Here is a 25,185-nt window from a genome sequence, read left to right on the forward strand (position 1 = left end):
TCGGATCGCGCAGCGGGGCCGACCACGGCCCCTTCGGGGGCGTTCGCCTTCGGCGATCGCACGCACTGACACTGGCACTCGCGCGTCGAGAGTGCTAACTATGGATCTGTAGCCGGCGACGGCGGAAGGACCGCCGACGCCACGGTCGCGGGTCCCGGATCGCCCGGGGCCCGCATCGAGGAGGTGAGCGCGATGGCTACCCGTTGGGACCCGTTCGAGGAGATGGACCGCTTGTTCGGGACGCTGACGATGGGCACCCGGAGCGCAGTCCCGGGCATGCCGATGGACCTCTTCCGCGAGGGCGAGCACTACGTGCTGGCGATCGACCTGCCGGGGGTCGACCCGGGCACGATCGACGTCTCCGTAGAAGACCGCACACTGACCGTGCGGGCCGAGCGCACGGCACGGTCGGGCGACGGCCAGTGGCTGCTCCGCGAGCGCCCGACGGGCACGTTCGCCCGCCAGCTCACGCTGGGCCGCGGTCTTGCCCTCGACCGCATCGAGGCGTCGTACGCCGACGGCGTGCTCTCGCTGACGATCCCGGTGGCCGAAGAGGCGAAGCCACGTCGCATCGAGGTGTCGCAGGCCGCGTCCAAGGCGCAGATCGGGACCAGGGAGACGATCGAGCAGGCGTGACCGAGGGCCCGGCCCCGCCCCGGACGAGGGGCGGGGCCGGGCTCGCACTCTCGCTCTCCGCCCACGACCTCGCTCATCGGCGGAGGGCCGTATGGATCGTCAGGTCGGCCCGCAGCGCGACCGTCTCGGGGAGCGCGGCGTCGAGCCGTTCGAGGAGCGCGGCGCGGTCGGCTGCGTCCAGGACGCGGATCGCGGAGACCGTGCCGAGCAGGCCGAGGTAGTCCGCACGGAGGTACGGCACGGTTTTCGGCAGGTGCTGCTGCCGGACGTTGTGGAAGCGAGCGTCGGTGGCCAGCTCGTTCCCGGGCCAGTCGAGTCCGTGCGCGCGGGCGGTGGGCGCGGGGACGTGCCACCCCTCGGGCAGGTGCGAGGCGAGGATCGCGTGCTCGACGTCGGCGAGCTCGGGGTCGGCGAGCTCCAGCCCGCCCCCGATCGATGCCACGATCCCGCCGGGTCCCAGCAGCGCCGCGATCCGGTCCCATCGCGTCAGGCTCTCCGTCCAGTGCAGGGCTGCGGCGGCGTAGACCAGGTCGTAGGTCTCGTCGAGCGCGACGGTCTCCAGGCTCGCCCGCACCGGCGTCACGGGGAGCCCGCCGCACTCTCGGACGAGGACCGTGAGCATGTTCCCGTCGGGCTCGGTCGCGGTGACCGCGATGCCGTGCCGGGCGAAGACCCTGGTGGCCTTCCCGGTGCCGGCGCCGATCTCGAGGGCGCGCTCCACCGGAGCGTCGCCGACGACGAGCCCGACAAGGCGGTCCGGGTAGCCGGGCCGGAACCGCTCGTACGCCTCGGCCCCCGACCCGAAGCTCAACGCTCGTCGCACGCGCAAAGTCTCGGACGAGACTGCGTCGAGGGCAACGGGGCACGTCGTCGCTCGTCCCGGCTCGATCGCTTCGACCCGGTGAGCCTCGGCCGGGTGGTGCACGCTGAGAGCACGCAATCGGCAGCCAGCCGGTACGGAGCGAGGGAGGTCATGGTGATGACGTGGTACGACGGCGGGATGGCCGCCGCCATGTGGGCGGTGATGAGCATCTTCTGGCTGCTTCTCATCGGCGCGATCGCATGGCTGGCGGTCGTCATCGGCAAGCTCGGACGGCAGGCACCGACGCCGCCGCCCTCGGGACCCTGGGACGCGGGCCGGTCCGTCCCGGGAGCCCCGCCTGGGCCGACGCCCCTCGAGGTGCTCGACCAGCGGCTCGCGAGCGGCGAGATCGACCTGGTGACCTACCAGCAGACCCGGGCCGCACTCCTCGCGTCGAGCGGCGGGCGATGACGCCCTCCGCTCCCCCGTGAGAACCCGGCCCAGGCCGGACCAGACCTCGGCCCTGGCGGGGCGTGAACGCACCGCCAGGGCCGAGTCGTGGGGAGCCGGTCAGTGGCTGAACAGGACGCCGAAGACGTCCTGGTCGAGTCCGCCGGCGTTGGGGCACGTGTCCGCGCCGAAGGTGCCGTCAGGGTTGGCCGTGCGGCACTGGTGCACGTCGAAGCCTTCGCCGCCGACGTACCTCGGGTCGTCACCGCCCAGCACCTGCCGGGTGTCGGTCCACGCGCCGAACGCGAGGTTGCCCACGCTCGACACGTAGTTGTAGTCGCCGTGGAACGGCACGCGTCGGTCCCCGAACATCTCGTAGTTCGGCATCTGTGACACCGACGAGAGCCGGACGACCGACCACGTGGCGCCGCCGTCGGCCGAGGATGCGCCGTAGGTGTCGAGGCCGACGCTCGGCAGGTGGAACCCCGCCGCGTCCTTCGCGGTCTGGTCCCCCGGCGGGTTCTGCACGCTGTAGCCCATGTCGTTGCGGCTGTCGTGCCAGAGCGCGAAGAGGTAGCCACCGTCGGCGTTGATGTCCGGGAAGAGCTGGTGCCCGACCGGCGTCGGGGCCAGCTTCCTCGGCGCGGCCCACGCGCCGTCGCCCACCTTCTGGGTGAGATAGACGGCGCCCTGCCCGACCATCAGCGTCCCGTCCGGTGCCACCGGTGCGGTGTTGTACGTCGACGTCGACGCGACCTCGGTCGCGGGGTCCGTGGCGTCGTACACCATGGAGACGGTGTTGGTCGGGTCGGCGGGGTCGGCGGTGATCCTCGGCTGGCTGTCGTGCCGGAAGAACACGAACCCGCTCTCGCACGCGAACGGACCGGAGCCGCAGTCACGGGCGTTGCCCGCCGAGGTGACCTCGTTCTCGGGCTCGGGGCCGTCGGCGTTCTCGAAGGCCTGCTCGCGGGCCTGCTCGGCCGCGGCCGGGTTGCCGACCGTGTCGGCGGCGTCGAAGCCGTCGAAGGTCGTCGCGGGCGCCGGCTTGCTGAAGGTGCGGCCGCCGTCGTCCGAACGGACCCACATCATCGCGTCCTGACCGTTGGCACGGCTCCCCACGGTACCGCTCCAGGCGACGTAGACGGTGCCGTCACGGGTCACCGCGATGTCCGCGAACTGGTTGTCCAGCGAGCCCTCCGAGATCTTCATCGGGTTGCTGAAGGTCGCGCCGTGGTCGGTGGAGCGGGCGAAGCGGATCTCGTTGTTCCCGTTGCCCTGGAAGACGCTCCAGGCCACGTACACGTTGCCGGCGTACGGGCTGGCGAGCCCGCGGTCGACCTCGATCGACGTCTTGTCGTTGAACTTGCCGCGCAGCGCGGGCGCGCCCTTGCCCACGACCACGGTGCGGACGTAGTGAGCCGCGTTCTGGTCGTACGTGGCTACCCACACGCTCCCGTTCTGCGGGGCGACGCGGTTGAAGGCGTTGCCCATGTAAAAGAGCCGTCCGTCGCGATCCCAGGCCTGCACGGGGTCACCGGCGTTGGTGATGCCGCGCTGGTGCAACGGGCTGGCGAGACCCTCGGGCGAGGTGTCAGTGGGGTACCCGGGGAGGAGCGAGTCGGTCCACGTGGCACCGTCGTTCGTCGACCGGTAGAAGCCTGCCCAGGTGCCGCCGGCGATCTCCACGGTGCAGTAGTCGTTGGAGCCCGACGTGACGATCGCGGGGCTCGTCGGGTTGACCGCCGCGGTCGGTTCGTTCTGCTGGCGACGGTTGGTCCCGCACGCGGTGATGGCGTCACCGGCCGGAGCCGGGCGGCCGTTGGCCTTGACGTAGGGGCTGTCGGTCGAGATCGGGCGGTCTGCGCCCACCGCGGCATCCGCGGATGCTGCGACCGTGAGGGTGAGTGCCGCTGCAGCGGCACTCAGGAGTGCGATGCCTCCGCGGACGCGATGGGGTTGTTTCGCTTGGGCCATGACGCTTCCTCGTTAGTGAGTCGGCGCGGCACCGGTCCGGTGTCGTGGGTCCGCGGACGGTGGGGTCACCGATGGCCCCGCGACACGGACCATGTGCAACCTAGGTAACTCGCGGAGAACTCGCACTTCGGCTATCCGGACACCCGGCCGGCAGCTCGAGGCCGCCCAGCCAGTCGCGATAGCGCTCCGCAAGCAGGCCGACGTCGGGACGGTCGGCGAGCGCGGGAAGATCGCCCTGCAGGCCGGCCTCCTCGACCAGCCGCCTGGCACAAGCCACGATCCGCGCGGGCGGCTCGTCGAGCCCGAGTCGTTCGACCCGCAGACGGGCCGCGAGCAGCTCGTCGTACGCCCGGCGCATGTGGTCGTCGATCGAGGTGTCCTGGTCGCCCGGCACCAGACTCCTCGCCGACGCGACAAGGGCCAGGCGCCCGGCGCGGTCCTCGCCCGGCGGGAACGCGTGGTCCCATTCCGCCCCGGCAAGCACGACTGGTCGTCCGAGCGCGAGGGCGAAGACCACCTCGCTGTCGGTGCCACGACCGCCGTGGAACGCGATCGCGACGTCGCACATCGCGGCGTTGACGTAGTTGCGCGCGTGGCTGAGCCCGGGCTCGAGGATGACCTGCGATCCGGCAACCTCGATGCGGACCTCGCGCGACGCGGCGCCGAGAACCCCCACCCGGGCAGCGCGCTCCCCCGCCGCCTCGGCGTCCCGGGCGCCGTTCATCGCCTGCTCTTTGACGGATCGCTCGGCGGGACGCCGGCCGCCCCCGGTAAGGAGAACGGCGCCGGACCGGGCGACAGCCTCCCCTGCCGCCCTGGCCGGCGCAACGGTCCGCTCCACGTCGCTCCCGAAGACCGCGATCACGGGCGCGGTGCGGTGCGGCGTCACAGGCGGGTCGGCTCAGCCTCCCGTGACTTCCTCACTGACGCTGAGGATGTTGCCGTCCGGGTCCTTGAACCAGGCGGCCTTCTCCGTCCCGAGCTCGGCGATGCCTCGCTCGTCGGTCTTCAGGTCGGGCAGGTCGTACACCTCGAACGAGACGCCCTTTCCGGCCAGCTCGGCCACGATGGAGTCGAGGTCGTCGACCACCCACGAGGCCAAGGTGTGCTGAGCGTGTCCCGCGTACGCGCTCGGGTAGAGATACAGCCGTGACGATCCTGACCGGTAGAGGATGCCGCCGGCCGCATCCTCCGTCTCCACGGCCAGTCCCAGAGTGCCTTCGTAGAAGGCTCGGGCCCGCCCTATGTCGGCGGTGGCGATCGTGGCGTGGACCGCGTGTTCTCCGAGCATGGAAACCACCTCCATCAGGACCATACGCCGCGACCGCGGACCGCGACCGGGCGAAATCTCGGGTCCACGCCACGACGGGCCGGGCCGGCGCGCAAGGGCGGGCGGTGTGTCACGATGCCAGCGTGAGCGTCGGAATTGTCCTGGGCGGCGGCGGGGTGCGCGGCGCGGTCCAGGTCGGCATGCTGCAGGCGCTGTTCGAGGCGGGCATCCGACCGCAGACGGTCATCGGGACGTCGATCGGGGCCATCAACGGCGCCGCGGTCGCGCGCGACCCCACGCCCGCCGTCGTCGACAGGCTCGTCGAGGCGTGGATGTCCCCGGCCGCCTCGGGGGTGTACGGCGACTCGTGGGCCAGGCAGCTGAGGCGGCTCGCGACGTCGCACACCCACCTGCAGGACCCGGGACCGTTGCGCGCCCTGATCGAGCAGATGATCGGTGCGGACACGACGTTCGACCAGCTCGAGATCCCTCTCGCGGTCACCGCGGCGTGCATCGAGACCGCCGGCGAGCGGTGGTTCGACGCCGGCCGCGTGGTGGACGCCGTGCTGGCGTCGGCGTCCGTGCCAGGGATCCTGCCGCCGGCGGAGATCGGTACGGAGCACTTCGTCGACGGCGGCATCGTCAACTCCATCCCGCTGGGTGAGGCGGTGCGGCGCGGAGCGACGGAGATCTACGTGCTGCAGGTGGGCAGGATCGAGGAGCCGCTGGTCGCACCGAGCGGCATCACGGACGTGGCCCGCATGAGCTTCGAGATTGCGCGGCGCCATCGGTTCACGCGCGAGGTCGCCAGCATCCCCGACGGCGTCACCGTCCACGTCCTGCCCAGCGGGGGCAGCCAACCGGGCGACGACAAGCTCGGCGCGTACCGGCGCATGGGCGCGACCCGCCGCCGCATCGAGGCGGCGCATACCGCCGCCATCGCCTACCTGGAAGGGCTCGCGTCGTGACGTGGCGGCTGCCCCCGCGCTGGCTGCGACGACTCGTCCTCGCGCCGGCGGTGGTGCTGCTCGCCGTCGTGCTCCTGCCGACCGACCTGTTGCTCGTGCTCCTGCTGGCGGGCGTGCTGACCTGGGTGACGCCCGGCCGGTTCCGCACGCCCCGTGTGCTGTGGCTCGCAAGCTTCTACATCCTGTGGGAAGCGGCGGTGCTGGTCGCCGCCTTCGTGCTGTGGATCGCGTCCGGGTTCGGCTGGGCGGTCCGCAGCCCGGCATCCGAGCGGAGGCACTACGCGCTCGAGCGCCACGCACTGCGGGTCCTGTTCTGGCAGGTGCGGTGGACCCTTCGGCTGCAGATCGACGTGGACGACACGGACGTCGCCCGCAGGTTCGCGGCGGGGCCGGTCATCGTCGCGGCGCGACACGCCGGCCCCGGTGACTCGTTCATCCTCGTGCACACGCTGCTCAACTCTTACGGGCGCACCCCGCGCATCGTCCTCAAGGACACGCTGCAGTGGGACCCCGTCATCGACGTGATGCTCAACCGGTTGCCGTCCCAGTTCGTCACGCCGCGCGGGAGCCGGGACGCCGGGGCGCCGGGGCTGTCGGGAGCGGTGGGCAGGCTCGCGCGAGACCTCGGCCCTCGGTCGGCGCTCGTGATCTTTCCCGAGGGCAGCAACTTCACGCCGCGTCGGCGCAGGGATCGCATCGCTGCGCTGCGCCGCGCAGGCCGGCACCACCTGGCCGAGACGGCCGAGCAGATGCGCAACGTCATGGCGCCGCACGCCGGCGGCATCCTCGCGGCCACCGCCGAGGCACCGCGAGCAGGCGTGGTGTTCGTCGCGCACACGGGTCTTGACCGGCTCGTGACCGTCCGTGACATCTGGCGCGAGCTGCCGATCGACAAGCGGATCGTCATGAAGGGCTGGGCGGTCGAGCCGGCGCAGGTCCCCGACGCCTTCGAGCAGCAGGAGGCCTGGCTGTTCGACTGGTGGCAGCGGGTCGACCGGTGGATCTCCGACCAGGACGTCGCTGCTGGCCCGCTCTGAGACGACCTCGGACGCACACTCCCACGGGTTTTCCAGGTTCGGTCCTTATCGTCGAGAGACCGTGGTGGGGAACGACGTAAGGAGGTCGACATGGGGATGACGTGGTGGCTGATCGCCCCCGTCCTCTGCGTGTTCTGGCTGGTGCTCGTCGGGGCGATCGTGTGGATGTCGATCGCCCTGGCGAAGGCGCTGCGGGAGAGGCGGGCGGCCGACGCGGCCCAGCCGACGTACGGCGCGTCCCCGGGCGAGACGCCGCTGGCCACGCTCCAGCGTCGGCTCGCGCACGGCGACGTCGACGTCGAGACGTACGAGCGCTCGGTCGCGGCGCTCATGCGGACACCGAGCACGGCGGGCTTCAGCACGCCGACGACGACGGTGGTCGCCCCGAGGGGTGATATCCGATGACCGCACCCCAGGGATACGTGCCGCCGCAGCCGATCCCCCCGAGCCCCGCGGGCCGGCCGGCCCCGGCGTGGGCGCCGCCCGTCGGACGCCGGGACCCGAAGATCCCGCTGCTGATCGCCGGGATCGTCGTTGCCGGCCTCCTGCTCCTCGCCTCGATCGGCGCGGCGGCTCTCGTCGCCGGCCACGCGAGGCTGGGCGTTCTCGACGGCGGCCCCGCACGCGTCCAGCCGTGGCCCGGTGGGGGCGGGCCCGGCTGGCGCGGGTTCGACGGACCCCACCGGCCGGATCGCGGAAGCGACGGCCCCCAGGGTCTCGTTCCGCGCTCCGGCGGCGACACGAAGACGCCCGCACCGACCCCGACGACGATCCCGACGATCCCGGAGGGCTGACCGCGAGCAGGCTCGTGAGGTAGGGGTTAGGCGACGTTCACCATGGCGAACGTCGGGTCGCACCATGCGGTCACGCGTCGCGCCCGGCGTGGCCGCGCAGGTGCTCCTCGACCAGCTCCGCGAGCCGCTCTGGGTGCGTCCGTGGCAGCAGGTGTCCCGCGGCGGGCACGATGGTGATGCGGCCGGCCGGCAGGCTGTCGGCGATCAGCCGCGTGTGCTCGTGCCGGACGACGTCGCGCTCGCCGGCGACGACGAGGGCCGGTACGTCGATCCGGGCCAGGTCTCGCGGGTCGATGTCGGGCTGGTGCACCAGCAGGTCGAGGCGCTCGGCGAGGGCCTTCGCGGACGGGAGCCACCGGCCGAGCACGACCACGACCCGGTACAGCAGCGACGCCGCCAGCAAGGCCCACGCGTGGGCGCCCGCCGGGAACAGCACCGCCCCGACGAGCGTGAGCGAACGGACCCTCCCCGGGTGCCGCAGGGCCAGCTCGAGCGCGATGTTCCCGCCGTCGGAGAAGCCCAGCAGGTCCACCCCCGTGAGGCCGAGCGCCTCCAGCGCGGCGTCGACGTCGTCGGCCATCCGCGCGAACGTCAGCTCGCCGTCCCCGCGGGGCGAGGCGCCGTGGGCACGGGAGTCCAGCCCCACCAGCCGGTGTCGCGGCGCGAGCAGCGGCACCATGCGGTCGAAGTCGTGATGCGACGTGCCGTTGCCGTGCAGCAGCACCAGCGGCGGGCCCGTGCCGGTCTGCGCTGCCCAGAGCGCCCCGGCCATCAAGGATCCACCGCGCATGGCCTCATTCGACCACCATCTTGGCCGGCTTGCCGTGACGGCGGTGTATCAAACCCGGAACCCGTCGCTCAGTATGCCGTGGGCGTCCGCGGGATCAGCAGGACTTGCTCCTCCGCGCAGGCCAGCCCATCGGCACGGGGGTGAGTTCCATGAAGACAAGTTCCGGATCGCGCCGGATCTCCCGGGGCGAGGTCGAGGCGGTGCTGCACGCCTTCGGCGGAGGAGGTCGGGCAGTCCTGCTCCACAGCAAGACGGGCGAGGGTGCCCCGGCGGACTTCGTCGGCAGTCACGGGTCGATCCGGCCGTTCGCCGGGTCGCCGTGGGACGGCGCGCACTTCTGCGCCGAGGACTGGCACGTGATCGTGATGGCCGACATCGAGGGCGGCGACGCCTCGTTCCAGCACGACGACGCGGTGCGCATCATGGACGGGCTGGAGGTCGGCTTCACCCTTGACGGCGCAGCGCTCCCGACGACTCGCACCGCGATCAAGCGCTTTCTGAACCCCGAGCAGTTCGGGCTTCAGGCGGCCTACTACTTCCAGCAGGGCCGGATCATGGCGCCGACCGACCTGAGCATGGGCAGCCACCAGCTGGAGGTCGCGGTGGTAGACGCATCGGGTCAGCAGAGCTTCCAGGACGGGATCACGTTCGTCATCGACGCACCCGGCACGGGAGCGTGCGGCTGAGGGGCCCCCGACGATCGACCACCCGGATCACGGCCGCCGCCCCGAGCACGAGCGCCAGGGCGCCCGTCGGCACCACGAACGGGCCATGCGGACCGGGCCCGGACGACGCGAGCCAGAGCAAGCCCCCGATCGCGGCGAGGTAGGCGCCGACGACGAACACGAGGGCGTGCCGTGCACGGACCGCCTTGACCGCGGTCGCTCCACTCGGCGCGGCCGCCGCCACCTTGCGTGCCATCGCGCGCGTCTCGATCCGCCCGAACAGCGCCACGAACGCGACCAGGACGACGGCGAGCGTGGCGATCCACGGCACACGGCCCCACCACCAGGCGGCGGAGTGCACGTCGGCCGAAGGCAGCAGCCCGACGGCGTCGAGCACCACGGCGCCGGCGAACGCGGCCACCATGTGCCACAGGTACACGGTGAGCACCACGGAGTTGATGCCGATCACGGCGGACCACGGCCGCCGTCGGGCGAGCCAGCGGTCCGCAGGGCCGGCAACCAGGACCGCGAGGCCGACCTGCGCGGCGGCCAGTGTTACGAGCGCCAGCGACGGCGGCGAGGGGTTCTGGATCGCTGCACCCGGCACCGACACCATGCTCACCGGGTACGGCCCGAGGACGGTGAGGAGCACGAGGCCGGCGAGGGCGCCGCCGAGGAGCGCCGCCGCTCGCCGGCGGGTGAGGCGCAGGGACCCGTCCTGCCAGGCGAAGCCGAGCTGGTGGATCGCGAGCCACGCGAACGCGAAGTTGCCTGCCGCCGTCAGCTCGACGCCCGTCGTCAGGCGCAGCACGTCGCCGACCACCACGCCGACGAGCATGAGCGCCGGCACCGCGAGCCCGTACCGGCGGTGCAGTGCGTGCATCGCGGGCGTCAAGGCGATGACGCCGAGGTAGACCACCAGGAACCACAGCGGAAGCACCACGAGATCGACGGCCTGGGTGACGAACGCCGTCGGCACCCCGGCCCACCGGGCCACGAGCGCGCCGGCCGCCGTGGTGAGCAGCAGGGCCGTGACCGGCGGGAACAGGCGGGAGGTGCGGCCCAGCAGCCACCCGGCGGCGTCGCCGCCGCGGTCCCGGTGCCGCGTCCAGGAGATCGCGTTGGACACTCCGCCGACCAGGAAGAACAGCGGCATGACCTGGAACACCCACGTCAGCGGGTGCAGCGCGGTCAGGTGCGGTAGCGCGGTGAACCCGGTCAGCCGCCCGTCGGGCGTGCGGACGACCGTCATGACCAGCCAGTGGCCGACGACGACCGCGGTGATCGCGGCGGCGCGCAGCAGGTCGACGTGGCGTCGACGCGTGGACGGCGTGCCGACGGCGAGCTGGGCGATCGTTGGCATGGTGGGCATGGTTGCCTCCGTGTCAGCGTATGTCGTGGACGACGGGTGGTGCCGCCGCCGGGCAGCGCCTGAATCTCGCGCGGGACGAGCGTGACCTGCGCGGCCTCTCCGCACCCCGGCCGCCTGCGGGTACCGCACAACCGTTCTGCGTGCCTGCACGGACGTCGGCCGCCAAGGCACGCAGATCCGGACACCCGCGGCGTCGGCCGATGAGTCTCGCGTGACGGCTGGGTCCACACCCGCATGCCGAGACCGTTCCGGTTCGGAGTCGTCGCCCCGCTCACCCAGGACCTGCCGAGCTGGCGGGACCACGTGCGCCGCATCGCCGACCACGGCTACTCGACGCTGCTGATGCCCGACGTCCCGCGGTGGCAACCGGCGCCCGGCCCCGCGCTGGCCGTCGCGGCGTCGCTCACCGACATGCGCGTGGGCACGTGGGTGTACGCCTCCCCCTTGCGCCCGGCCCGGAGCCTGGCGTGGGAAGCGCACTCGCTGTCGGTGCTCACCGAGGGGCGCTTCGAGATGGGCATCGGGACCGGGAGGCCCGGGATCGAGGACGACGTCCGCGAGCTGGGCCTGCCGGTGCTCCCGCCCGGAGAGCGGCTGGCCCAGGTGCGCGACGCCGTCGCCATCCTGCGGGAGCTCGACGGTCCCGGGCTGTGCACGCCCGTCGTCATGGCCGTCCGCGGGGCGAAGGCTCGGGCGCTCGCCGCCGAGGTCGCAGACACCGTCACCTTCGTGTCGAGGTCCGACGACTCGCGTGCCGAGGTCGAGCGGCTCGCGGCCGAGCTCCGCTCCACCCGGGACGTCGAGCTCGCGCTGCACGTGTCGGTTGTCGGCGATGCGATCGCGCCGTTCATGGCGTCCGTGGAGGAGACCGATCCGGCGGCGCTTCGCGAGGCGGACTCGCTCGCGATCCTGCCTGCCGACCCGGCGGCGGCCGCCGAGGAGATCCAGCGGCGACGCGAGGAGGCCGGCTTCTCGTACGTCGTCTTCGGGGCCGACTTCGCCGACCTGCTCGCTCCGGTCGTGGCCGAGCTCGCTGGGCGGTAGGCCGGCCGGCCGTACGGTGCCGCAGGATGCCGTCCGCGGCCAAAGTTCACCCACCCGGGCCCTCCACACCCTGGCGGAGATCGTTTTCGGCGTCGATCATCAGATCGGGATCGGCGCGACGCCCAGAATCCGCACCGGGCGCCGTTCCTGGCCGAGCCCGCTCGTTTCCCGCACGCAGCTCCGGTCCCCCGCCTCGGGGGCCGTTCGACGAAGGGATATGTCTCTTGAACAGCAGACGCACGACGCGAGGCCGCCGGTTGTGGACGTTCGCGGTTGCGGGGCTCCTCACGGTCGCCGCCGCCGCAGCACCGGCCTCGGCAACACAGCAGAACACCGGGAACGGCAACGCCGACACCAAGCCCACCGTGGTGATGGTCCACGGCGCGTGGGCCGACGCCTCCGGCTGGGACGGCGTCACCCGCCGGCTGGTCAACCACGGATACACCGTGCGCAACCCGCCGAACCCGCTCCGCGGCCTGTCGAACGACGCCGCGACGATCCGGGACTTCCTCTCCACGCTGTCCGGACCGATCATCCTGGTCGGCCACTCCTACGGCGGCGCAGTGATCACCAACGCCGCGACCGGGAACCCGAACGTCAAGGCTCTGGTCTACGTCGACGCCTTCGCACCGAAGGAGGGCGAGTCCGTGTTCCCGCTGGCCGGCGCAGACTCGGCGCTGAACGTCGACCCGGCCACGGTCTTCGACTTCGTGCCCTACCCCGGCGCGCCCGACGGTGACGTCGACCTGTACCTGAAGCACTCGACGTTCCTGGACTCGTTCGCGACCGGGGTGCCGCGCCCGCAGGCCGAGCTGCTGTACGCGAACCAGCGCCCGCTCACGCTCAGCGCCGGGTTCGCCCCCTCGGGGACGCCTGCCTGGGCGACCATCCCGTCGTGGTACGTCCTGGGTACGGAGGACGCCATCATCACGCCCGCTGCTCAGCAGTTCATGGCCGAGCGCGCCGGCTCGACGATCACCCGCGTCAAGGCAGGTCACCTGAGCATGATCACGGCCGCCCCGCAGGTCTCGGCAGTGATCGAGCAGGCCGCCCGAGCGACCAGCTGACGGTCGGGACAGGCGGAGTCCGCCTGGTCCGCAGGCAGCAGGACCTGCGAACATGCAGATCCTGCTGCCCGCGTCTCAGAGGCAACTCGGCGGGTCCACCTCGTGCTCGTCCGGCGGTTCGCGCGACACTCGTGACATGGCCGGGCACGCCTTCCGCTGGGTGCTGCACGTCGACCTCGACCAGTTCCTGGCCGCGGTCGAGATCCTGCGACGTCCCGAGCTCGCGGGCAGGCCCGTCATCGTCGGCGGCCGCGGGGACCCGACCGAGCGCGCAGTGGTCTCGACCGCCTCGTACGAGGCTCGCAAGTTCGGGGTCGGGTCCGGCATGGCGTTGCGCATCGCCGCGCGCAAGGTGCCCGACGCCGTCTTCCTCCCCGTGGACCACGACGCCTACATCGAGGCGTCCGAGCACGTGATGGAGGCCCTGCGCAGCCTCGGCATGGTGGTGGAGGTGCTCGGTTGGGACGAAGCATTCATCGGCACCGATGCCGAAGACCCGGAGGCGGTTGCCCGTCGGGTGCAGCAGGCGGTGCTCGACGCGACCGGGCTGCACTCCTCGGTCGGCGTCGGGGACAACAAGATCCGCGCCAAGGTTGCCACCGGGTTCGGAAAGCCTGCCGGCGTCTACCGCCTCACCGCTGACAACTGGTTCGACGTCATGGGCCCGCGACCCCCGATCGACCTGTGGGGCATCGGGTCGAAGATCTCCAGGCGCCTCGCCGGGCTCGGCATCAACACGGTCGAGCAGCTCGCCGCGGCCGACGTCGGCAGCCTGGTCTCAGAGTTCGGGCCCCGCATGGGCACCTGGTACTGCGATCTCAGTCACGGCCGAGGCTCCGTCGTCGTCGACGACACGCCGTGGGTGGCGCGCGGGCACAGCCGCGAGACCACCTACCAGCAGAACCTCGGCACGCCGGCGCAGGTGGAGGCAGCGCTGCGGGAGCTCGTCGCCCAGGTGCACGCCGACACCGTGGCGGAGGACCGGCCCATCGTGCGCATCACCGTAAAGGTGCGCTACGCACCGTTCTTCACCCAGAGTCGGTCGAAGAAGCTGGGGGCGCCGACCCGCTCGCTCGAGGAAGTGACCGCCGCCGTCCTCGAACTTGCGTCCGGCCTGGACCAGGGCCGGGAAGTGCGGCTGCTCGGTGTGCGGGCCGAGATGGTGATGCCCGGCGACGGCGACGCCCGCGAGCGCACGCCGGTCCGGGGACCGGTCTAGCGCCCGACAAGGTCAGACCAGCGCGACACCATCAACTGCAGAAAGCCGCGATTGCGCCCAACCTCGGCCACACCTAGCCTCACCTGCGGAACGGCTATCACACACCCATTTCAAAGAAGAAGCTGGCGGTGGATCAGTGGTGCGGACTCATGCGGCGTGGAGCGTTTCGGAATCAGCGGTGTACGCCCGGCAGAGGGCGCGCTCGAGGCAGGAGGGGAGACCGCTCCGAGGCGGCACACGGCCGAGGCGCCATCGGCGCGGGTTGCTCGGCGCCGTGCTCGCCACGGCGGCACTGATCGGCTCGGGCCTCGCGTTCGTGCCGGCGGCGGAGGCGGCGGCGCCGGCGAGAGTGGCTGGCGAAGCCGCTTCGCCGTCTCACACGGTCTCCTACGACGGCTACTCGTTCACGATCGACGGCAAGCGCACCTACCTGTGGTCGGGAGAGTTCCACTACTTCCGCCTGCCCAGCCCCGACCTGTGGCTCGACATATTCCAGAAGATGAAGGCAGCGGGCTTCAACTCGGTGTCGCTCTACTTCGACTGGGACTACCACTCGGCCAAGCAAGGTGAGTACGACTTCAGCGGCGTGCGCGACGTGGACAAGCTGCTCGACATGGCTCAGGAGGCCGGTCTCTACGTGATCGCGCGGCCCGCGCCTTACATCAACGCCGAGGTCGACAGCGGCGGCCTGCCCGGCTGGCTGACCACGGCGGACGAGCAGAACCGCAGCGCCGACCCGAAGTTCCTCACCTACGCGAACGAATGGCTCGGTCAGATCGACAGCATTCTCGCCAGGCACCAGTACACCGACGGCACCGGGTCGGTGATCGCCTACCAGGTGGAGAACGAGTACTACAACGGGTCCGCCGCGGGCCGCGAGTACATGCAGGCGCTGGAGAAGAAGGCACGAGACGACGGCATCACCGTGCCGTTGACGGGCAACAACAATGGCACCTTCAACTCCGGCGCCGCAGCCCTCGATGTCGACGGGCCGGACGCCTACCCGCAGGGCTTCAACTGCTCGAACCCGACGAAGTGGTCGGGAGTGCCCGACCTCAGCTACGACCACCCCGCTGGCAAACCGCTCTACACGCCCGAGTTCCAGGGCGGTGCGTTCGATCCGTGGGGCGGGCCTGGCTACGACAAGTGCGCTCAGCTCATCAACGACCAGTTCGCCAACGTGTTCTACAAGAACAACATCGCCGTCGGCGCCACCGCGCAGAGCTTCTACATGACGTACGGCGGCACGAACTGGGGCTGGCTGGGCATGCCGGAGAACTACACGTCGTACGACTACGGGGCGGCGATCCGGGAGAACCGGCAGCTGGATCCGAAGTACTACGAGGACAAGCTGATCGGGTATTTCACGCAGGCGGTCGAGCCGCTGACGAAGACGGACGCCATCGTCGGCTCCAAGCCGGACAACCCGGCGATCGTCGACACGGCGCGCGGCAACCCGACCACCGGCACGCAGTTCCACGTCATCCGACACTCGGACTCGACCTCGAACTCGGTGGACACCACCCACCTGAGCATCGATCTCAACGCGGGAGTGCTGAGCTACACCCATGACGATCCGGATGCTGCGCTGCAGTACCAGGGATCCTGGTCGCACGTGAGCAACCAGAGCTACACCGGCGGGGACTACAAGAACACCGAGTCGTTCTCGAACGTGGCGGGCGACACGCTCACCGTTCCGTTCACGGGGACCGCCATCCGCTGGATCGCGCCGCTCGCGAACAACCACGGCTATGCGGACGTCTACCTCGACGGCGTGAAGCAGGCGACGGTCAGCGGGTACGGGGCGTCCACCACGTTCCAGCACGTCATGTTCCAGAAGAGCGGGCTGGCCGACGGCGACCACACCCTGAAGATCGTGGTGGACGGCACGCACGAGGCGAACGCATCTGGCAACTTCGTCTCCGTCGACGCCATCGACACCACCGTGCCCACCGCTGCGACCTACCCCATGGTTCCGCAGCAGCCAGGAACCGCCATCACCCTGGCCGGACGCGACTCGCACATCATCGTGGTGAACTACAGGCTCGGTCAGTCCCAGCTGCAGTACTCGACGTCGGAGATCATGACGGACGCGACGATCGGCGATCGGGACGTGGCCGTGCTGTACGGCAACGCCGGCAGCGACGGCGAGACGGTGCTGAACTTCGAGGAGAAGCCCGCCGTGTCGTCGACGGGCGGAACCGTGGACACCACCTGGGATGCGGCGACCGGCGACCTGCGGCTGAACTACGAGCACACCGGTCTCCTGCGCGTCACCGTCTCCGAGCCCGGATCGCGTCCGCTGCTCCTGCTGATCGGTGACAAGGCGACCGCGAAGACCTTCTGGCAGGCGCAGACGGACGACGGACCGGTGCTCGTGCGGGGCACCCACCTGCTGCGCACCGCATCCGTCCACGACGGAACGCTCGCGCTGACCGGCGACAACGCAACGGATGCCGGCATCGAGGTCTTCACCTCGGCGAACGCCGTCACGTGGAACGGCTCGAAGGTGCAGACGCAGACGACGCCGACCGGCAGCGTCTCCGGCACCATCCCGACGGCGGCGGACGTGACGCTGCCCGCCCTGGACAGCTGGACGTCGAAGGACGAGTCGCCCGAGGCGGCCGCGACGTTCGACGACTCCAGCTGGACGGTTGCCGACAAGATGGCGACCAACAGCATCACGGCGCTCTCGAACCCGCCCGTGCTGTACGCGGACGACTACGGGTTCCACACCGGCAACACCTGGTACCGCGGTCACTTCCACGCCTCGGGCCAGGAGACCGGGGTGCACCTCGTGTCGGACTCCGGCGGCGGGGCGCAGGCCTTCTCCGTGTGGCTCAACGGCACCTTCCTCGGCAGCTCGACGAACGGCACGGGCGACTTCACGTTCCCCGCCGGCACGGTGAAGACGAGCGGCGACAACGTGCTCTCGGTGCTCACGGTGAACATGGGCCATGAGGAGGACTACAGCTCGACGAACGGCAACAAGACCGCGCGCGGCCTCACGACGGCGTCGCTCAACGGAAATCCGCTCACGAGCGTGACCTGGCGCATCCAGGGCGTTCGCGGCGGCGAGGACCAGATCGATCCGGTGCGCGGGCCGCTGGCCACCGGCGGGCTGTACGGCGAGCGCGCGGGCTGGAGCCTGCCAGGCTATCCGAACGACGACTGGACGCCCGTCAGCCTGCCGACGAGCTCCAGCCGCGCCGGGGTCACCTGGTACCGCGACGACGTCGCACTCGACCTGCCGAAGGGTCAGGACACCTCCGTCGGCATCACGATCAACGACGATCCGGCGCGCAAGTACCGGGCCATCATCTACGTCAACGGCTGGATGCTGGGCAACTACGTCAACTACAAGGGACCCCAGCACAGCTTCCCGATCCCGAACGGCATCCTGAACCCGAACGGCGCCAACACGATCGATCTGGCGGTGTGGAACCTCGACGGATCGACGGGCGGGCTCGGCACCGTGTCGCTGACGAAATACGGCAGCTACGCCTCGTCGCTGAAGGTCGGCATGGTCGACAGCCCGCGCTACGACCACAAGAAGTACGCCATGCCGAAGGCTCGGGGAACGGCGGTGGAGCTGTCCACCCCCGACACCGTCGCCGCAGGCACGTCGTTCACCGCCTCGACAACGGTCAAGGTGCCCGACGACCAGCCGACCATCACGTCGGTCACCGGCAAGCTCGTCGTGCCCGCCGGCTGGAATGCCGTCGCCACCTCGGACACGTCGGTCTCCACCGTCAAGCCCGGCAAGTCCGCCACGTTCACGTGGAAGGTGACGCCGCCGAGCGGAACACTGCCGAGAGCGAGCGCGCTGAAGACAACCGTCGACTACGTGCAGCGCGGCGATGCGACGAGCTCGGGCGACGAGCGGATCGTCGACACCGTCCCGCCGACACCGCCCGCGGGCACGAATGCCGTCAGCGATCTGACCTTCATGTACGCGAGCAACGGCTGGGGTCCTGTGGAGCGTGACACGAGCGTGGGCGAGAACGCCGCGGGCGACGGCCGGACGATCACGATCAACGGCGTGACGTTCGGCAAGGGTCTCGGGACGAACTCGGTCAGCGATGTGCGCATCTACCTCGGCGGGAAGTGCACCTCCTTCACCGCGAAGGTCGGGGTGGACGACGAGACCAATGGCGCAGGAACCGTCACGTTCAGCGTGGTGGCGGACGGCACCGCCCTCGTGACGACGCCGACCATCCGCGGTAAGCAGGCGGCGAGTTCCGTGTCGGCGTCGGTCGCCGGCGCCCAGGTGCTCGACCTCATCGTCGGCGATGGCGGAGACGGCAACGGGAACGACCACGGCGACTGGGCGGTTCCGACGCTCACCTGCAACTGATCCGGATCCGATGCGCGCAGGCCTCCTCGCCGCCACGGCGGGGAGGCCTCGCGCACCGGTGATTCCTACACCAACCCAGCCAGAAGACCTCGTCTAGGGGTATGGCCGGGTCAGCCGCGGTCGTAGTCGCTGTCGGTGACGTGCTCGAGCCACGTGACCACCTGGCCCTCGTCGTCCGCCTCCTGGAGCGCGACATGTGCCATGAACCGCTCCGCGGTGGCTCCGTGCCAGTGCTCTTCGCCCGGTTCGATGTAGACGACGTCGCCTGGGCGGATCTCGAAGACCTCGCCGCCGCGTCGGGCGACGTAGCCGATGCCGTCGGTCACGTAGAGCGTCTGCCCCTTGGGATGCGTGTGCCAGGCGGTTCTCGCACCGGGTGCGAACCGCACGTGAGCGCAGCCGACGGAGGACTGCGCGTCGGGGTTGCGGATGCTGTCGATGAAGACCGTTCCGGTGAACCAGTCCTCGGGTCCCGGGGAGGTCGGGCGGCCGCTCTGGGTGAGTTTCATGCTTCTCTTCCTTCGTCCGCCGAGACGACCTCGTCGTCGGGCCGCTCGGCAGCCGTGATGTCGAGCGTGTGCCCGCCGCGACCTGCCTTCGCGCGCAGGTAGCGCGCGTTGGCGGTGGAGAGGTAGACGCCGGTCGGTACCTGCCGGGCGACCGTGACGCCGTGCCGGCGCAGCTGCCTCGCCTTGTCCGGGTTGTTGCTCAGCAGGGCCACCCGGCTCACCCCGAGGGCGTGCAGCATCTGCGCCGCCGCGGTGTAGTCGCGTTCGTCGGGGTCGTAACCCAAGGAGACGTTGGCCTCGTAGGTGTCGAGCCCGGCGTCCTGGAGCGCGTAGGCGTCGAGCTTGGCGTACAGGCCGATGCCGCGGCCCTCCTGCCTGAGGTACAGCAGGAACCCGCTCGCCGCAGAGATCCGCTGGACGCTCTCGTGCAGCTGGGGCCCGCAGTCGCAGCGGTAGCTGCCGAAGACGTCGCCGGTCAGGCACTCGCTGTGGAGCCGCACCAGGGTCGGCGCAGCCGGGTCGGCCGGCGGTGCTCCGAGGGCGCGGTCGCCGAGCCCCAGGGCGAGGTGCTCGCGCCCGTCGACCAGCCCGTCGAAGGTGAAGACCCGGGCGGTGGTGGTGGACCCGTCAGGGAAGTGGATGGGGATCAGCAGCTGCGTGCGGATCGTCGCGGCGGGCGGTCGTTCGCTCATCGCGCCATCACCTCCGTGGCGGAGAACCGTGGCGAGAGCGCGTACCGCAGCAGGACGACGTCGCCGATGGCTCGGGCTTCCGCCAGCGACGCGCGTCGCCGTGGATCCCAGGGAAAGGCACCGTCGCCGACGAAGCGGCGTGCCCGGGAGTCGCCGACGAAGAGCGGCGCGACCACCAGCTGGAGCTCGTCGGCGAGGTCGGCGGTGAGGAACTGCGTGTTCACGGTGCCGCCGCCCTCGACCAGCAGACGTCGGACGCCGCGCTCGTAGAGGTCCTCGGCGATCCGGCCCATGTCCACGCTCGCGCCGGCGTCGAGCACGGTGGCCGCGGAACCCAGCCGCCGTCGGGTCTCGGCGTACGCCGCGCTGGTGCAGTAGACGAGCTTCTCGCAGTCACCGGTGGTGAAGAACCGCGCGGTCGGGTCGAGCCGGCCGTGCCCGGTGACCGTGACCTTGACCGGCGTCGGCGACTGCCCGCCTGCCGTCCGCACGGCGATCCGGGCCTCGTCGCGGACGTTCAGCCGCGGGTTGTCCCTGCGGACGGTCGAGGCGCCGACGAGGATCGCGTCGCAGCTCGCGCGCAAGGCGTCGACCCGGTCGAGGTCGGCCTCGTTGGACAGCACCAGCCTGTCGTCGGAGGCGTCGTCGAGGTATCCGTCCATCGACACGCTGCAGCTCATCAGGATGTAGGGGCGCTCAGCCATGTGCGACTCCTCCGCGAGGGACGTGACCAGCCCTGTCGAGCAAGACGGGCGCGGCGGCGACGTGGTTCAGCGGCGGGCCGGCGCTCATCGCGACGACCCGCGCAACCCGCTGCGCGGTGACGGACCACGCGGCGAGCCCGGCGCGCCGGAGACGGGCCCGGCGTCGCAGCTCCTCCCGCCATCCGGCGTCGGACAGCCAGCGGCGGAGCGCCTCCGCGAGGGCGGCCGGACTCTCGGGCCGCACGAGGACGCCGGGCTCGACGCCGCCGGCGGACCCGAGCGCCTCGCGGACCCCGCCGACGTCGCTCGCGACGACGGGCAGGCCGCGCGCGAGCGCCTCGGTCACGACCATGCCGTAGGTCTCGGCCCGGGACGGGAGGACGACCAGGTCGGCGCCGGCGTACGCCGCCGCGAGCTGCGCGCCGGGCAACGGACCGAGGACGTGGATCCGCTCGCCGATGGCGTGGCGCCGGGCCGCTGCAGCGGTCCGTGCTGCGAAGACGGGGTCGATCGCGGTCGAACCGACCCAGGTGCACACCCAGTCGAGCTCCTGGACGGCCGCCAGCGCTCCGACGAGGACGTCATGGCCCTTGACCGGTGACACGGCGCCGACGCAGAGCAGTCGACGACCGGACAGGGTGCCCGCCGCCGGCTCCGCCCGGTCCACGCCCGGCTCGGCGACCGCGACGGTGCCGGGTGGCAGCTCGTAGTGGTCCTCCAGCCAGCGCCGCGTCCACTGGCTCGTGACGACGACGGCGCATCGCTCGAGCACGGCACGCTCGCGGACGCGGACCGCGTCGTCGTCCCCGGCGACTCCCCCGAGCGGCATGTGCACGAGCATGACCAGACGAAGCCGGCCCGCGTGGGGCAGCACGGCATCGGGCCGGCCGGACCCGACCAGGCCGTCGATGACGACGACCTCTCCGTCCGGGACGCCGGCCAGCACGTTCGCGAGCGCGCGCTCCGCGCCGTCGCCGCTGCCGGGCCACGGGCCGGGCACCCGGAGCACCCGGACCGACCGGCCGAGGCGAGCCAGCTCCTCGCACAGCCGGCGGTCGTAGACGTTGCCGCCGCTGGGGCGCTGCGGGTCGTCGAACGCGTCCGGGACGACGACGTGGACGGTGGTCACAGCTCGCGCTCGTAGCTCGCCCAGGCGACGTGCGACTCGTGCAGAGTCACGACGAGCCTGGTCAGGTCCCGGGCCCCGGCGCCCAGCTCGCCGGCCTCGATCCTGGTGGCCAGCCGGTCGGCGATCACCTGCGCCAACGCCTCCGTCGTCGTGTTCATGCCCGCCAGGGCCGCCTCGTCGTCGAGGTTGCGATAGGAGAGCTCCGCCAGGACGGCCTTCAGAGCGTCGCCCGCCCGCCCGATGTCGACCACGACGTCGTCCGCGTCGAGCACGGCGCGGCAGAACGTCGCGTCGACGACGAACGTCGCCCCGTGCAGCCGCTGCGCGGGCCCGAAGACCTCCCCGCGAAAGCTGTGCGCGATCATCATGTGGTCGCGAACGGTCACGGTGAACATGCCTCACCCCTCGTAGGCGATCGTGTGGCAGAGCCCGGGAAGCCGGCCCGTGGCGAGCCGGGCCATGACGTCGGGCAGCTCTTCGAACTCCGACTCCCCGGTGATCAGCGCGTCGAAGGCGGTGTCGCGCAGGAGCTCCAGGGCGAGCGCGAGCCGGTCCCGCGTCGACCGTTTGTCACGGCGTGAACGGGCGACGGCTCCGACCTGGCTCGCCCGGATCGTCAGCCGGCGGGAGTGGAACGCACCCCCGAGCGCGAGCCGGACGGCGGCGTCGCCGTACCAGCTCAGGTCGACGACCGTTCCGTCGGAGGTGAGCAGGTCGAGCGCCAGCTGCAGCCCTTCGGAGGTCGCGCTCGTGTGCAGCACCAGGTCGCGCGCACCGCGCGCGCCCTCAGGCAGCGAGAACCCGACGCCGATGGCTGCGGCGACCTTGGCCTTGTCCTCGTCGACGTCGACCAGCTCGATCTCCGCCCCGGGGATCCCGGCGAGCAGCCGGGCCACGGAGCACCCCACCATGCCTGCCCCGACGACGGTCACGCGGTCCCCGACAAGAGGCGCCGCGTCCCACAGCGCGTTGACCGCGGTCTCGACCGTGCCGGCCAGGACGGCCCGGGACGCGGGCACGTCGTCGGGCACGACGACGACGGATGCGGCCGGGACGACGTACCGGGTCTGGTGCGGGAAGAGGCAGAAGACGGTGCGACCGCGGAGACCCGACGGCCCCTCCTCGACGACCCCGACGTTCAGGTAGCCGTACTTGACCGGTCCTGGGAGCTCGCCCTCCTGGAAAGGGGCACGCATGGCGGTGTACTGGTCCGGTGGTACGTCCCCGCGGAACACGAGGGACTCGGTGCCGCGGCTCACGCCAGACCGGACGGTGCGGACGACCACATCGTCCGCACCGCGCGCCGGCAGCGACACCCGTCTGATCTCGCCATGGCCGGGACTGCTCAGCCAGAACGCCAGCGCCTCATCCGCCACAGGTCCTACCATCACCGGTCCGCCTGAACCTCGCCATCGCGCCGTCCGTCGACCTTGCGGCGAAGCAGCCATCGTCACCCGAGTCGGGTGATGCGTTCTCCCGCCGTCTCCTGCCACCGTTTCCCTGGCACCCCGGCGTCACGTGGAGGAGCACGATGTCGACCAGCTCATCAGCTCCTGACGGCTCCCCCACGTCAGCCGAAGCCCGGAAGGGCGGCCGAGCCAGGTGGTGGGAACCGCTCGCGCCGCTGCGTCCGGGCTGGGTCCTCGTCGACGGCCTGCCGATGTTCCACCGCTACTGCGTCGACGCCGGCGACGACGCGCCCGCGATGGTCCACGTCCATGGCTTCGCCATCTCGGGGCGCTACCTGGAGCCGACGGCGGCACTGCTCGCACGGCGCTACCGGACGTTCGTGCCCGACCTGCCGGGCATGGGGAGGAGCATCCGGCCCGACCCCGGCCCCGACATCCGCGGGCTGGCCCGGGCGCTCATCGGCTACTTCGACGTCATGGGGATCGAGAAGGCGACGCTCGTCGGCAACTCGCTGGGCTGCCCGGTCATCATCGAGGTGGCCACCGCGTTCCCGGAGCGGATCGAGCGGGCCGTGCTGGTCTCGCCCGCGGGCGGGCCGAACAACCAGCCGCTGGCCCGGGCGATCCGGCAGATGGCGGCGGACGGGTACCGTGAGCCGCCGTCGATGCTGCCGATCGCGGCTCGCGACTACCTCCGGTTCGGAGCCCTGCGCAGCCTCTCGTTGTTCGCGGCGATGACCCGGTACCCGACGCTCGAGAGCCTCCCCCACCTCGTCGTTCCCACGCTGGTCGTCGCCGGTCGGCACGACCCGCTGGTGCGCATCGCCAACGCACCCGTGCTCGCCGTGCTCCCCCACGTGGACATCGTCACCGTCCCCGGCGCGCACGCGCTCAACTTCAGCTCTCCCGAGCTCATCGCCGACCTGGTCGAGGCCCACATGCACGGCGACCCACTCGTCGCGAGCGGTCCGCGGTCGGTCGTCCAGCAGATCACCGTCGACGTGCTCTGAGGCCGTTCTACGGCAGGCCGACCGCCCCGGCGCGCATCTTGGCGATCGAGTACTTCTCGAACGCGATCTTCGCCCAGTGGTTCTGCGGGCCGGGGATCATGACCGCGGCCTTGCGGGGCGGCAGCATCGCGTCCGCGACCATCGCGACCCCGTTGTTGCCGGCGTCCATGATGCACAGTGCGGGGATCCTGCCGAACGGCTTCTCGTGCGTCGGCTCCTGCCCGCGCACCTGCGCCACGATGTTGTTCGCCGCGACGTGCGCCTGCTGCTCGCTCGGGAAGCCCGTCTTCGGGATGCCGACCGGCACCTGCGTCACCCACGGCGCAGGCACCGCAGCCGCGATGCCGACGGCGTAGACGTCGTCGTACTCCAGCGACTGGTAGGTGGACCGCACCGGCACGTAGTTGCCGGCGTCGACCAGCTTCGGTGTCTCGGCGAGGAAGTCCTGGCCGCGGAACGGTGGCACCACCATCGCGAACTTGTAGGGCAGCTCGCCGCCCCCCTCGAGGACGATCCGGTCGGGAACGATCTCTTTCATCGCCTGCCCGGTGACGACCCGGATGCCCTCCATCTTCGCGAACATGCCCATCATCGTCTTCGCGCCGGGCATGCCGTCGATCCCGAAGTGCCCGGCGTACGGCTCGGCGGTCACGTACGTGAGCGTGACCTTCTTGTGCAGACCCACCTTGCGCAGCTGGTGGGAGGTGTTGAACAGGAACTCGTACGCCGCGCCGAAGCACGAGGCGCGCTGCGTCGCGCCGATGACGACGTCGCCCGGGTCCTGAAGGAACTCGGTCCAGGCCTTCGCAGTCCGCTCGGCGGCAGGCAGGCTCGTGATGGTGTGCGTGTCGCGCATGCCGGGCACGACGTCGAGGTCGTTGCGGTACCCGGTCGCGACGACGAGGTAGTCGTAGTCGAACGTTCCCTCCGTCGTCTCGACCTGGTGCCCGTCGGGGTCGATCGCCGTCGCGGCCGCATGGACGAACCGCACGCCGCGGCGCGCGAACGTCGGTGCGAGCGCGAACGAGATCCCGGCGCGCGCACGGTCACCGAACGGCAGCCAGATGAGGGACGGGTTGAAGACGAACAGCTCCCGGTCGGCGACGACCGTCACCTCCGCCTCGTCGCCGAGCTGGTTCTTGATCGACACGGCAGCGGTCATCCCGGCGAAGCTCCCACCGAGGACAAGAACTCGTGCAGACATGTGCGACTCCTTCGTCCACGGGCCGTCGCGGACACTGTCGACCGCAGGCCTTTCGCCGAGTATGCGCACGACGGCGCGGCCAT

25 protein-coding genes are annotated in these 25,185 nt (G+C 71.2%); 12 read left to right on the plus strand and 13 right to left on the minus strand.

Features of this window, described 5'->3' with window-relative positions:
* Positions 1–192 precede the first annotated feature (192 nt).
* Positions 193–636, plus strand: coding sequence for an Hsp20/alpha crystallin family protein (locus ACO4JP_RS11010; protein WP_425953736.1), 444 nt, complete (start codon positions 193–195; stop codon positions 634–636).
* Positions 637–709: 73 nt separating this feature from the next.
* Here ACO4JP_RS11010 and ACO4JP_RS11015 read toward each other — a convergent pair whose 3' ends face one another.
* On the minus strand, positions 710–1,459 hold the full coding sequence (locus tag ACO4JP_RS11015) for a class I SAM-dependent methyltransferase (protein WP_425953737.1): 750 nt from the start codon (positions 1,457–1,459) through the stop codon (positions 710–712).
* 156 nt (positions 1,460–1,615) lie between these two features.
* Between ACO4JP_RS11015 and ACO4JP_RS11020 the strand changes: the two genes are divergently transcribed.
* Positions 1,616–1,909, plus strand: coding sequence for an SHOCT domain-containing protein (locus ACO4JP_RS11020; protein ID WP_425953738.1), 294 nt, complete (start codon positions 1,616–1,618; stop codon positions 1,907–1,909).
* Between the two features lie 99 nt (positions 1,910–2,008).
* Here ACO4JP_RS11020 and ACO4JP_RS11025 read toward each other — a convergent pair whose 3' ends face one another.
* From ACO4JP_RS11025 to ACO4JP_RS11035, 3 genes are all read right to left on the minus strand, one after another.
* The gene (locus ACO4JP_RS11025; protein ID WP_425953739.1) at positions 2,009–3,757 is read right to left on the minus strand and encodes a sialidase family protein; all 1,749 of its coding nucleotides are present in this window, start codon (positions 3,755–3,757) and stop codon (positions 2,009–2,011) included.
* A 205-nt stretch (positions 3,758–3,962) separates the two neighbouring features.
* Positions 3,963–4,751 carry a hypothetical protein gene (locus tag ACO4JP_RS11030; protein ID WP_425953740.1) on the minus strand — a complete coding sequence of 263 codons (789 nt, stop codon included), beginning with the start codon at positions 4,749–4,751 and terminating at the stop codon, positions 3,963–3,965.
* Between the two features lie 12 nt (positions 4,752–4,763).
* Complete coding sequence (locus ACO4JP_RS11035) at positions 4,764–5,177, minus strand: VOC family protein (protein WP_425953741.1); 414 nt, start codon at positions 5,175–5,177, stop codon at positions 4,764–4,766.
* 98 nt (positions 5,178–5,275) lie between these two features.
* Between ACO4JP_RS11035 and ACO4JP_RS11040 the strand changes: the two genes are divergently transcribed.
* The 4 genes from ACO4JP_RS11040 to ACO4JP_RS11055 all read left to right on the plus strand — a co-directional run bounded on the left by ACO4JP_RS11040 (position 5,276) and on the right by ACO4JP_RS11055 (position 7,931).
* Positions 5,276–6,100, plus strand: a complete 825-nt coding sequence (locus tag ACO4JP_RS11040) for a patatin-like phospholipase family protein (protein ID WP_425953742.1) — start codon at positions 5,276–5,278, stop codon at positions 6,098–6,100.
* Positions 6,097–7,137, plus strand: a complete 1,041-nt coding sequence (locus tag ACO4JP_RS11045) for a 1-acyl-sn-glycerol-3-phosphate acyltransferase (protein WP_425953743.1) — start codon at positions 6,097–6,099, stop codon at positions 7,135–7,137. The genes ACO4JP_RS11040 and ACO4JP_RS11045 overlap by 4 nt, the downstream gene beginning before the upstream one ends.
* Before the next feature lie 90 nt (positions 7,138–7,227).
* Positions 7,228–7,542 (plus strand): hypothetical protein, encoded by a 315-nt coding sequence (locus tag ACO4JP_RS11050; RefSeq protein WP_425953744.1) that lies wholly within the window; start codon positions 7,228–7,230, stop codon positions 7,540–7,542.
* Positions 7,539–7,931 (plus strand): hypothetical protein, encoded by a 393-nt coding sequence (locus tag ACO4JP_RS11055; protein WP_425953745.1) that lies wholly within the window; start codon positions 7,539–7,541, stop codon positions 7,929–7,931. Before ACO4JP_RS11050 ends, ACO4JP_RS11055 begins: the two co-directional genes overlap by 4 nt.
* Positions 7,932–8,001: 70 nt before the next feature.
* Here the strand turns inward: ACO4JP_RS11055 and ACO4JP_RS11060 are convergent, their stop codons facing one another.
* On the minus strand, positions 8,002–8,703 hold the full coding sequence (locus ACO4JP_RS11060) for an alpha/beta fold hydrolase (protein WP_425953746.1): 702 nt from the start codon (positions 8,701–8,703) through the stop codon (positions 8,002–8,004).
* A 158-nt stretch (positions 8,704–8,861) separates the two neighbouring features.
* On the opposite strand from ACO4JP_RS11060, the gene ACO4JP_RS11065 reads away from it, so the two are divergent.
* A complete protein-coding gene (locus ACO4JP_RS11065) occupies positions 8,862–9,407 on the plus strand; it encodes a hypothetical protein (protein WP_425953747.1) in 546 nt (181 codons plus the stop codon).
* On the opposite strand, the gene ACO4JP_RS11070 is transcribed toward ACO4JP_RS11065, so the two are convergent.
* Positions 9,373–10,758, minus strand: coding sequence for an acyltransferase family protein (locus ACO4JP_RS11070; protein ID WP_425953748.1), 1,386 nt, complete (start codon positions 10,756–10,758; stop codon positions 9,373–9,375). The two genes, ACO4JP_RS11065 and ACO4JP_RS11070, sit on opposite strands and share 35 nt — an antisense overlap.
* A gap of 234 nt (positions 10,759–10,992) precedes the next feature.
* On the opposite strand from ACO4JP_RS11070, the gene ACO4JP_RS11075 reads away from it, so the two are divergent.
* From ACO4JP_RS11075 to ACO4JP_RS11090, 4 genes are all read left to right on the plus strand, one after another.
* Positions 10,993–11,802, plus strand: a complete 810-nt coding sequence (locus ACO4JP_RS11075; protein ID WP_425953749.1) for an LLM class flavin-dependent oxidoreductase — start codon at positions 10,993–10,995, stop codon at positions 11,800–11,802.
* Positions 11,803–12,026: 224 nt separating this feature from the next.
* Complete coding sequence (locus ACO4JP_RS11080) at positions 12,027–12,869, plus strand: alpha/beta fold hydrolase (protein WP_425953750.1); 843 nt, start codon at positions 12,027–12,029, stop codon at positions 12,867–12,869.
* A 136-nt stretch (positions 12,870–13,005) separates the two neighbouring features.
* Positions 13,006–14,088, plus strand: a complete 1,083-nt coding sequence (locus tag ACO4JP_RS11085; protein WP_425957092.1) for a DNA polymerase IV — start codon at positions 13,006–13,008, stop codon at positions 14,086–14,088.
* A gap of 274 nt (positions 14,089–14,362) precedes the next feature.
* Positions 14,363–18,445 carry a beta-galactosidase gene (locus ACO4JP_RS11090; protein WP_425953751.1) on the plus strand — a complete coding sequence of 1,361 codons (4,083 nt, stop codon included), beginning with the start codon at positions 14,363–14,365 and terminating at the stop codon, positions 18,443–18,445.
* 110 nt (positions 18,446–18,555) lie between these two features.
* Here ACO4JP_RS11090 and ACO4JP_RS11095 read toward each other — a convergent pair whose 3' ends face one another.
* From ACO4JP_RS11095 to ACO4JP_RS11120, 6 genes are read right to left on the minus strand one after another with little or no spacing between them, the layout of a single operon-like run.
* Positions 18,556–18,954: a (R)-mandelonitrile lyase gene (locus ACO4JP_RS11095; protein WP_425953752.1), complete on the minus strand. Its 399-nt coding sequence runs from the start codon at positions 18,952–18,954 to the stop codon at positions 18,556–18,558.
* Entirely contained in the window at positions 18,951–19,646 is a 696-nt protein-coding gene (locus tag ACO4JP_RS11100; protein WP_425953753.1) for a GTP cyclohydrolase II, read from the minus strand. The genes ACO4JP_RS11095 and ACO4JP_RS11100 overlap by 4 nt, the downstream gene beginning before the upstream one ends.
* Positions 19,643–20,350, minus strand: a complete 708-nt coding sequence (locus ACO4JP_RS11105; protein WP_425953754.1) for a RibD family protein — start codon at positions 20,348–20,350, stop codon at positions 19,643–19,645. The genes ACO4JP_RS11100 and ACO4JP_RS11105 overlap by 4 nt, the downstream gene beginning before the upstream one ends.
* The gene (locus ACO4JP_RS11110) at positions 20,343–21,479 is read right to left on the minus strand and encodes a glycosyltransferase family 4 protein (RefSeq protein ID WP_425953755.1); all 1,137 of its coding nucleotides are present in this window, start codon (positions 21,477–21,479) and stop codon (positions 20,343–20,345) included. Before ACO4JP_RS11110 ends, ACO4JP_RS11105 begins: the two co-directional genes overlap by 8 nt.
* Positions 21,476–21,874 carry a 6-pyruvoyl trahydropterin synthase family protein gene (locus ACO4JP_RS11115; protein WP_425953756.1) on the minus strand — a complete coding sequence of 133 codons (399 nt, stop codon included), beginning with the start codon at positions 21,872–21,874 and terminating at the stop codon, positions 21,476–21,478. Before ACO4JP_RS11115 ends, ACO4JP_RS11110 begins: the two co-directional genes overlap by 4 nt.
* A gap of 3 nt (positions 21,875–21,877) precedes the next feature.
* Entirely contained in the window at positions 21,878–22,738 is an 861-nt protein-coding gene (locus tag ACO4JP_RS11120) for a zinc-dependent alcohol dehydrogenase (RefSeq protein ID WP_425953757.1), read from the minus strand.
* 401 nt (positions 22,739–23,139) lie between these two features.
* Here ACO4JP_RS11120 and ACO4JP_RS11125 point away from each other — a divergent pair, with 401 nt between their 5' ends.
* On the plus strand, positions 23,140–23,898 hold the full coding sequence (locus tag ACO4JP_RS11125; protein ID WP_425953758.1) for an alpha/beta fold hydrolase: 759 nt from the start codon (positions 23,140–23,142) through the stop codon (positions 23,896–23,898).
* Between the two features lie 7 nt (positions 23,899–23,905).
* Here ACO4JP_RS11125 and ACO4JP_RS11130 read toward each other — a convergent pair whose 3' ends face one another.
* Complete coding sequence (locus ACO4JP_RS11130) at positions 23,906–25,102, minus strand: NAD(P)/FAD-dependent oxidoreductase (protein ID WP_425953759.1); 1,197 nt, start codon at positions 25,100–25,102, stop codon at positions 23,906–23,908.
* Between the last annotated feature and the right edge of the window lie 83 nt (positions 25,103–25,185).

This window comes from Xylanimonas sp. McL0601, assembly GCF_049852175.1.
Taxonomy (GTDB): domain Bacteria; phylum Actinomycetota; class Actinomycetes; order Actinomycetales; family Cellulomonadaceae; genus Xylanimonas.

Excerpts from the sequence above, each read along its gene's own strand:
- ACO4JP_RS11070 (WP_425953748.1), bottom strand. The coding sequence starts at position 10,758 with ATGCCCACCATGCCAACGATCGCCCAGCTCGCCGTCGGCACGCCGTCC.
- ACO4JP_RS11055 (WP_425953745.1), top strand. The coding sequence starts at position 7,539 with ATGACCGCACCCCAGGGATACGTGCCGCCGCAGCCGATCCCCCCGAGC.
- ACO4JP_RS11050 (WP_425953744.1), top strand. The coding sequence starts at position 7,228 with ATGGGGATGACGTGGTGGCTGATCGCCCCCGTCCTCTGCGTGTTCTGG.
- ACO4JP_RS11115 (WP_425953756.1), bottom strand. The coding sequence starts at position 21,874 with ATGTTCACCGTGACCGTTCGCGACCACATGATGATCGCGCACAGCTTT.
- ACO4JP_RS11125 (WP_425953758.1), top strand. The coding sequence starts at position 23,140 with ATGTTCCACCGCTACTGCGTCGACGCCGGCGACGACGCGCCCGCGATG.
- ACO4JP_RS11105 (WP_425953754.1), bottom strand. The coding sequence starts at position 20,350 with ATGGCTGAGCGCCCCTACATCCTGATGAGCTGCAGCGTGTCGATGGAC.
- ACO4JP_RS11020 (WP_425953738.1), top strand. The coding sequence starts at position 1,616 with ATGACGTGGTACGACGGCGGGATGGCCGCCGCCATGTGGGCGGTGATG.
- ACO4JP_RS11060 (WP_425953746.1), bottom strand. The coding sequence starts at position 8,703 with ATGGCCGGGGCGCTCTGGGCAGCGCAGACCGGCACGGGCCCGCCGCTG.
- ACO4JP_RS11095 (WP_425953752.1), bottom strand. The coding sequence starts at position 18,954 with ATGAAACTCACCCAGAGCGGCCGCCCGACCTCCCCGGGACCCGAGGAC.
- ACO4JP_RS11075 (WP_425953749.1), top strand. The coding sequence starts at position 10,993 with ATGCCGAGACCGTTCCGGTTCGGAGTCGTCGCCCCGCTCACCCAGGAC.
- ACO4JP_RS11085 (WP_425957092.1), top strand. The coding sequence starts at position 13,006 with ATGGCCGGGCACGCCTTCCGCTGGGTGCTGCACGTCGACCTCGACCAG.
- ACO4JP_RS11035 (WP_425953741.1), bottom strand. The coding sequence starts at position 5,177 with ATGGTCCTGATGGAGGTGGTTTCCATGCTCGGAGAACACGCGGTCCAC.
- ACO4JP_RS11100 (WP_425953753.1), bottom strand. The coding sequence starts at position 19,646 with ATGAGCGAACGACCGCCCGCCGCGACGATCCGCACGCAGCTGCTGATC.
- ACO4JP_RS11130 (WP_425953759.1), bottom strand. The coding sequence starts at position 25,102 with ATGTCTGCACGAGTTCTTGTCCTCGGTGGGAGCTTCGCCGGGATGACC.
- ACO4JP_RS11010 (WP_425953736.1), top strand. The coding sequence starts at position 193 with ATGGCTACCCGTTGGGACCCGTTCGAGGAGATGGACCGCTTGTTCGGG.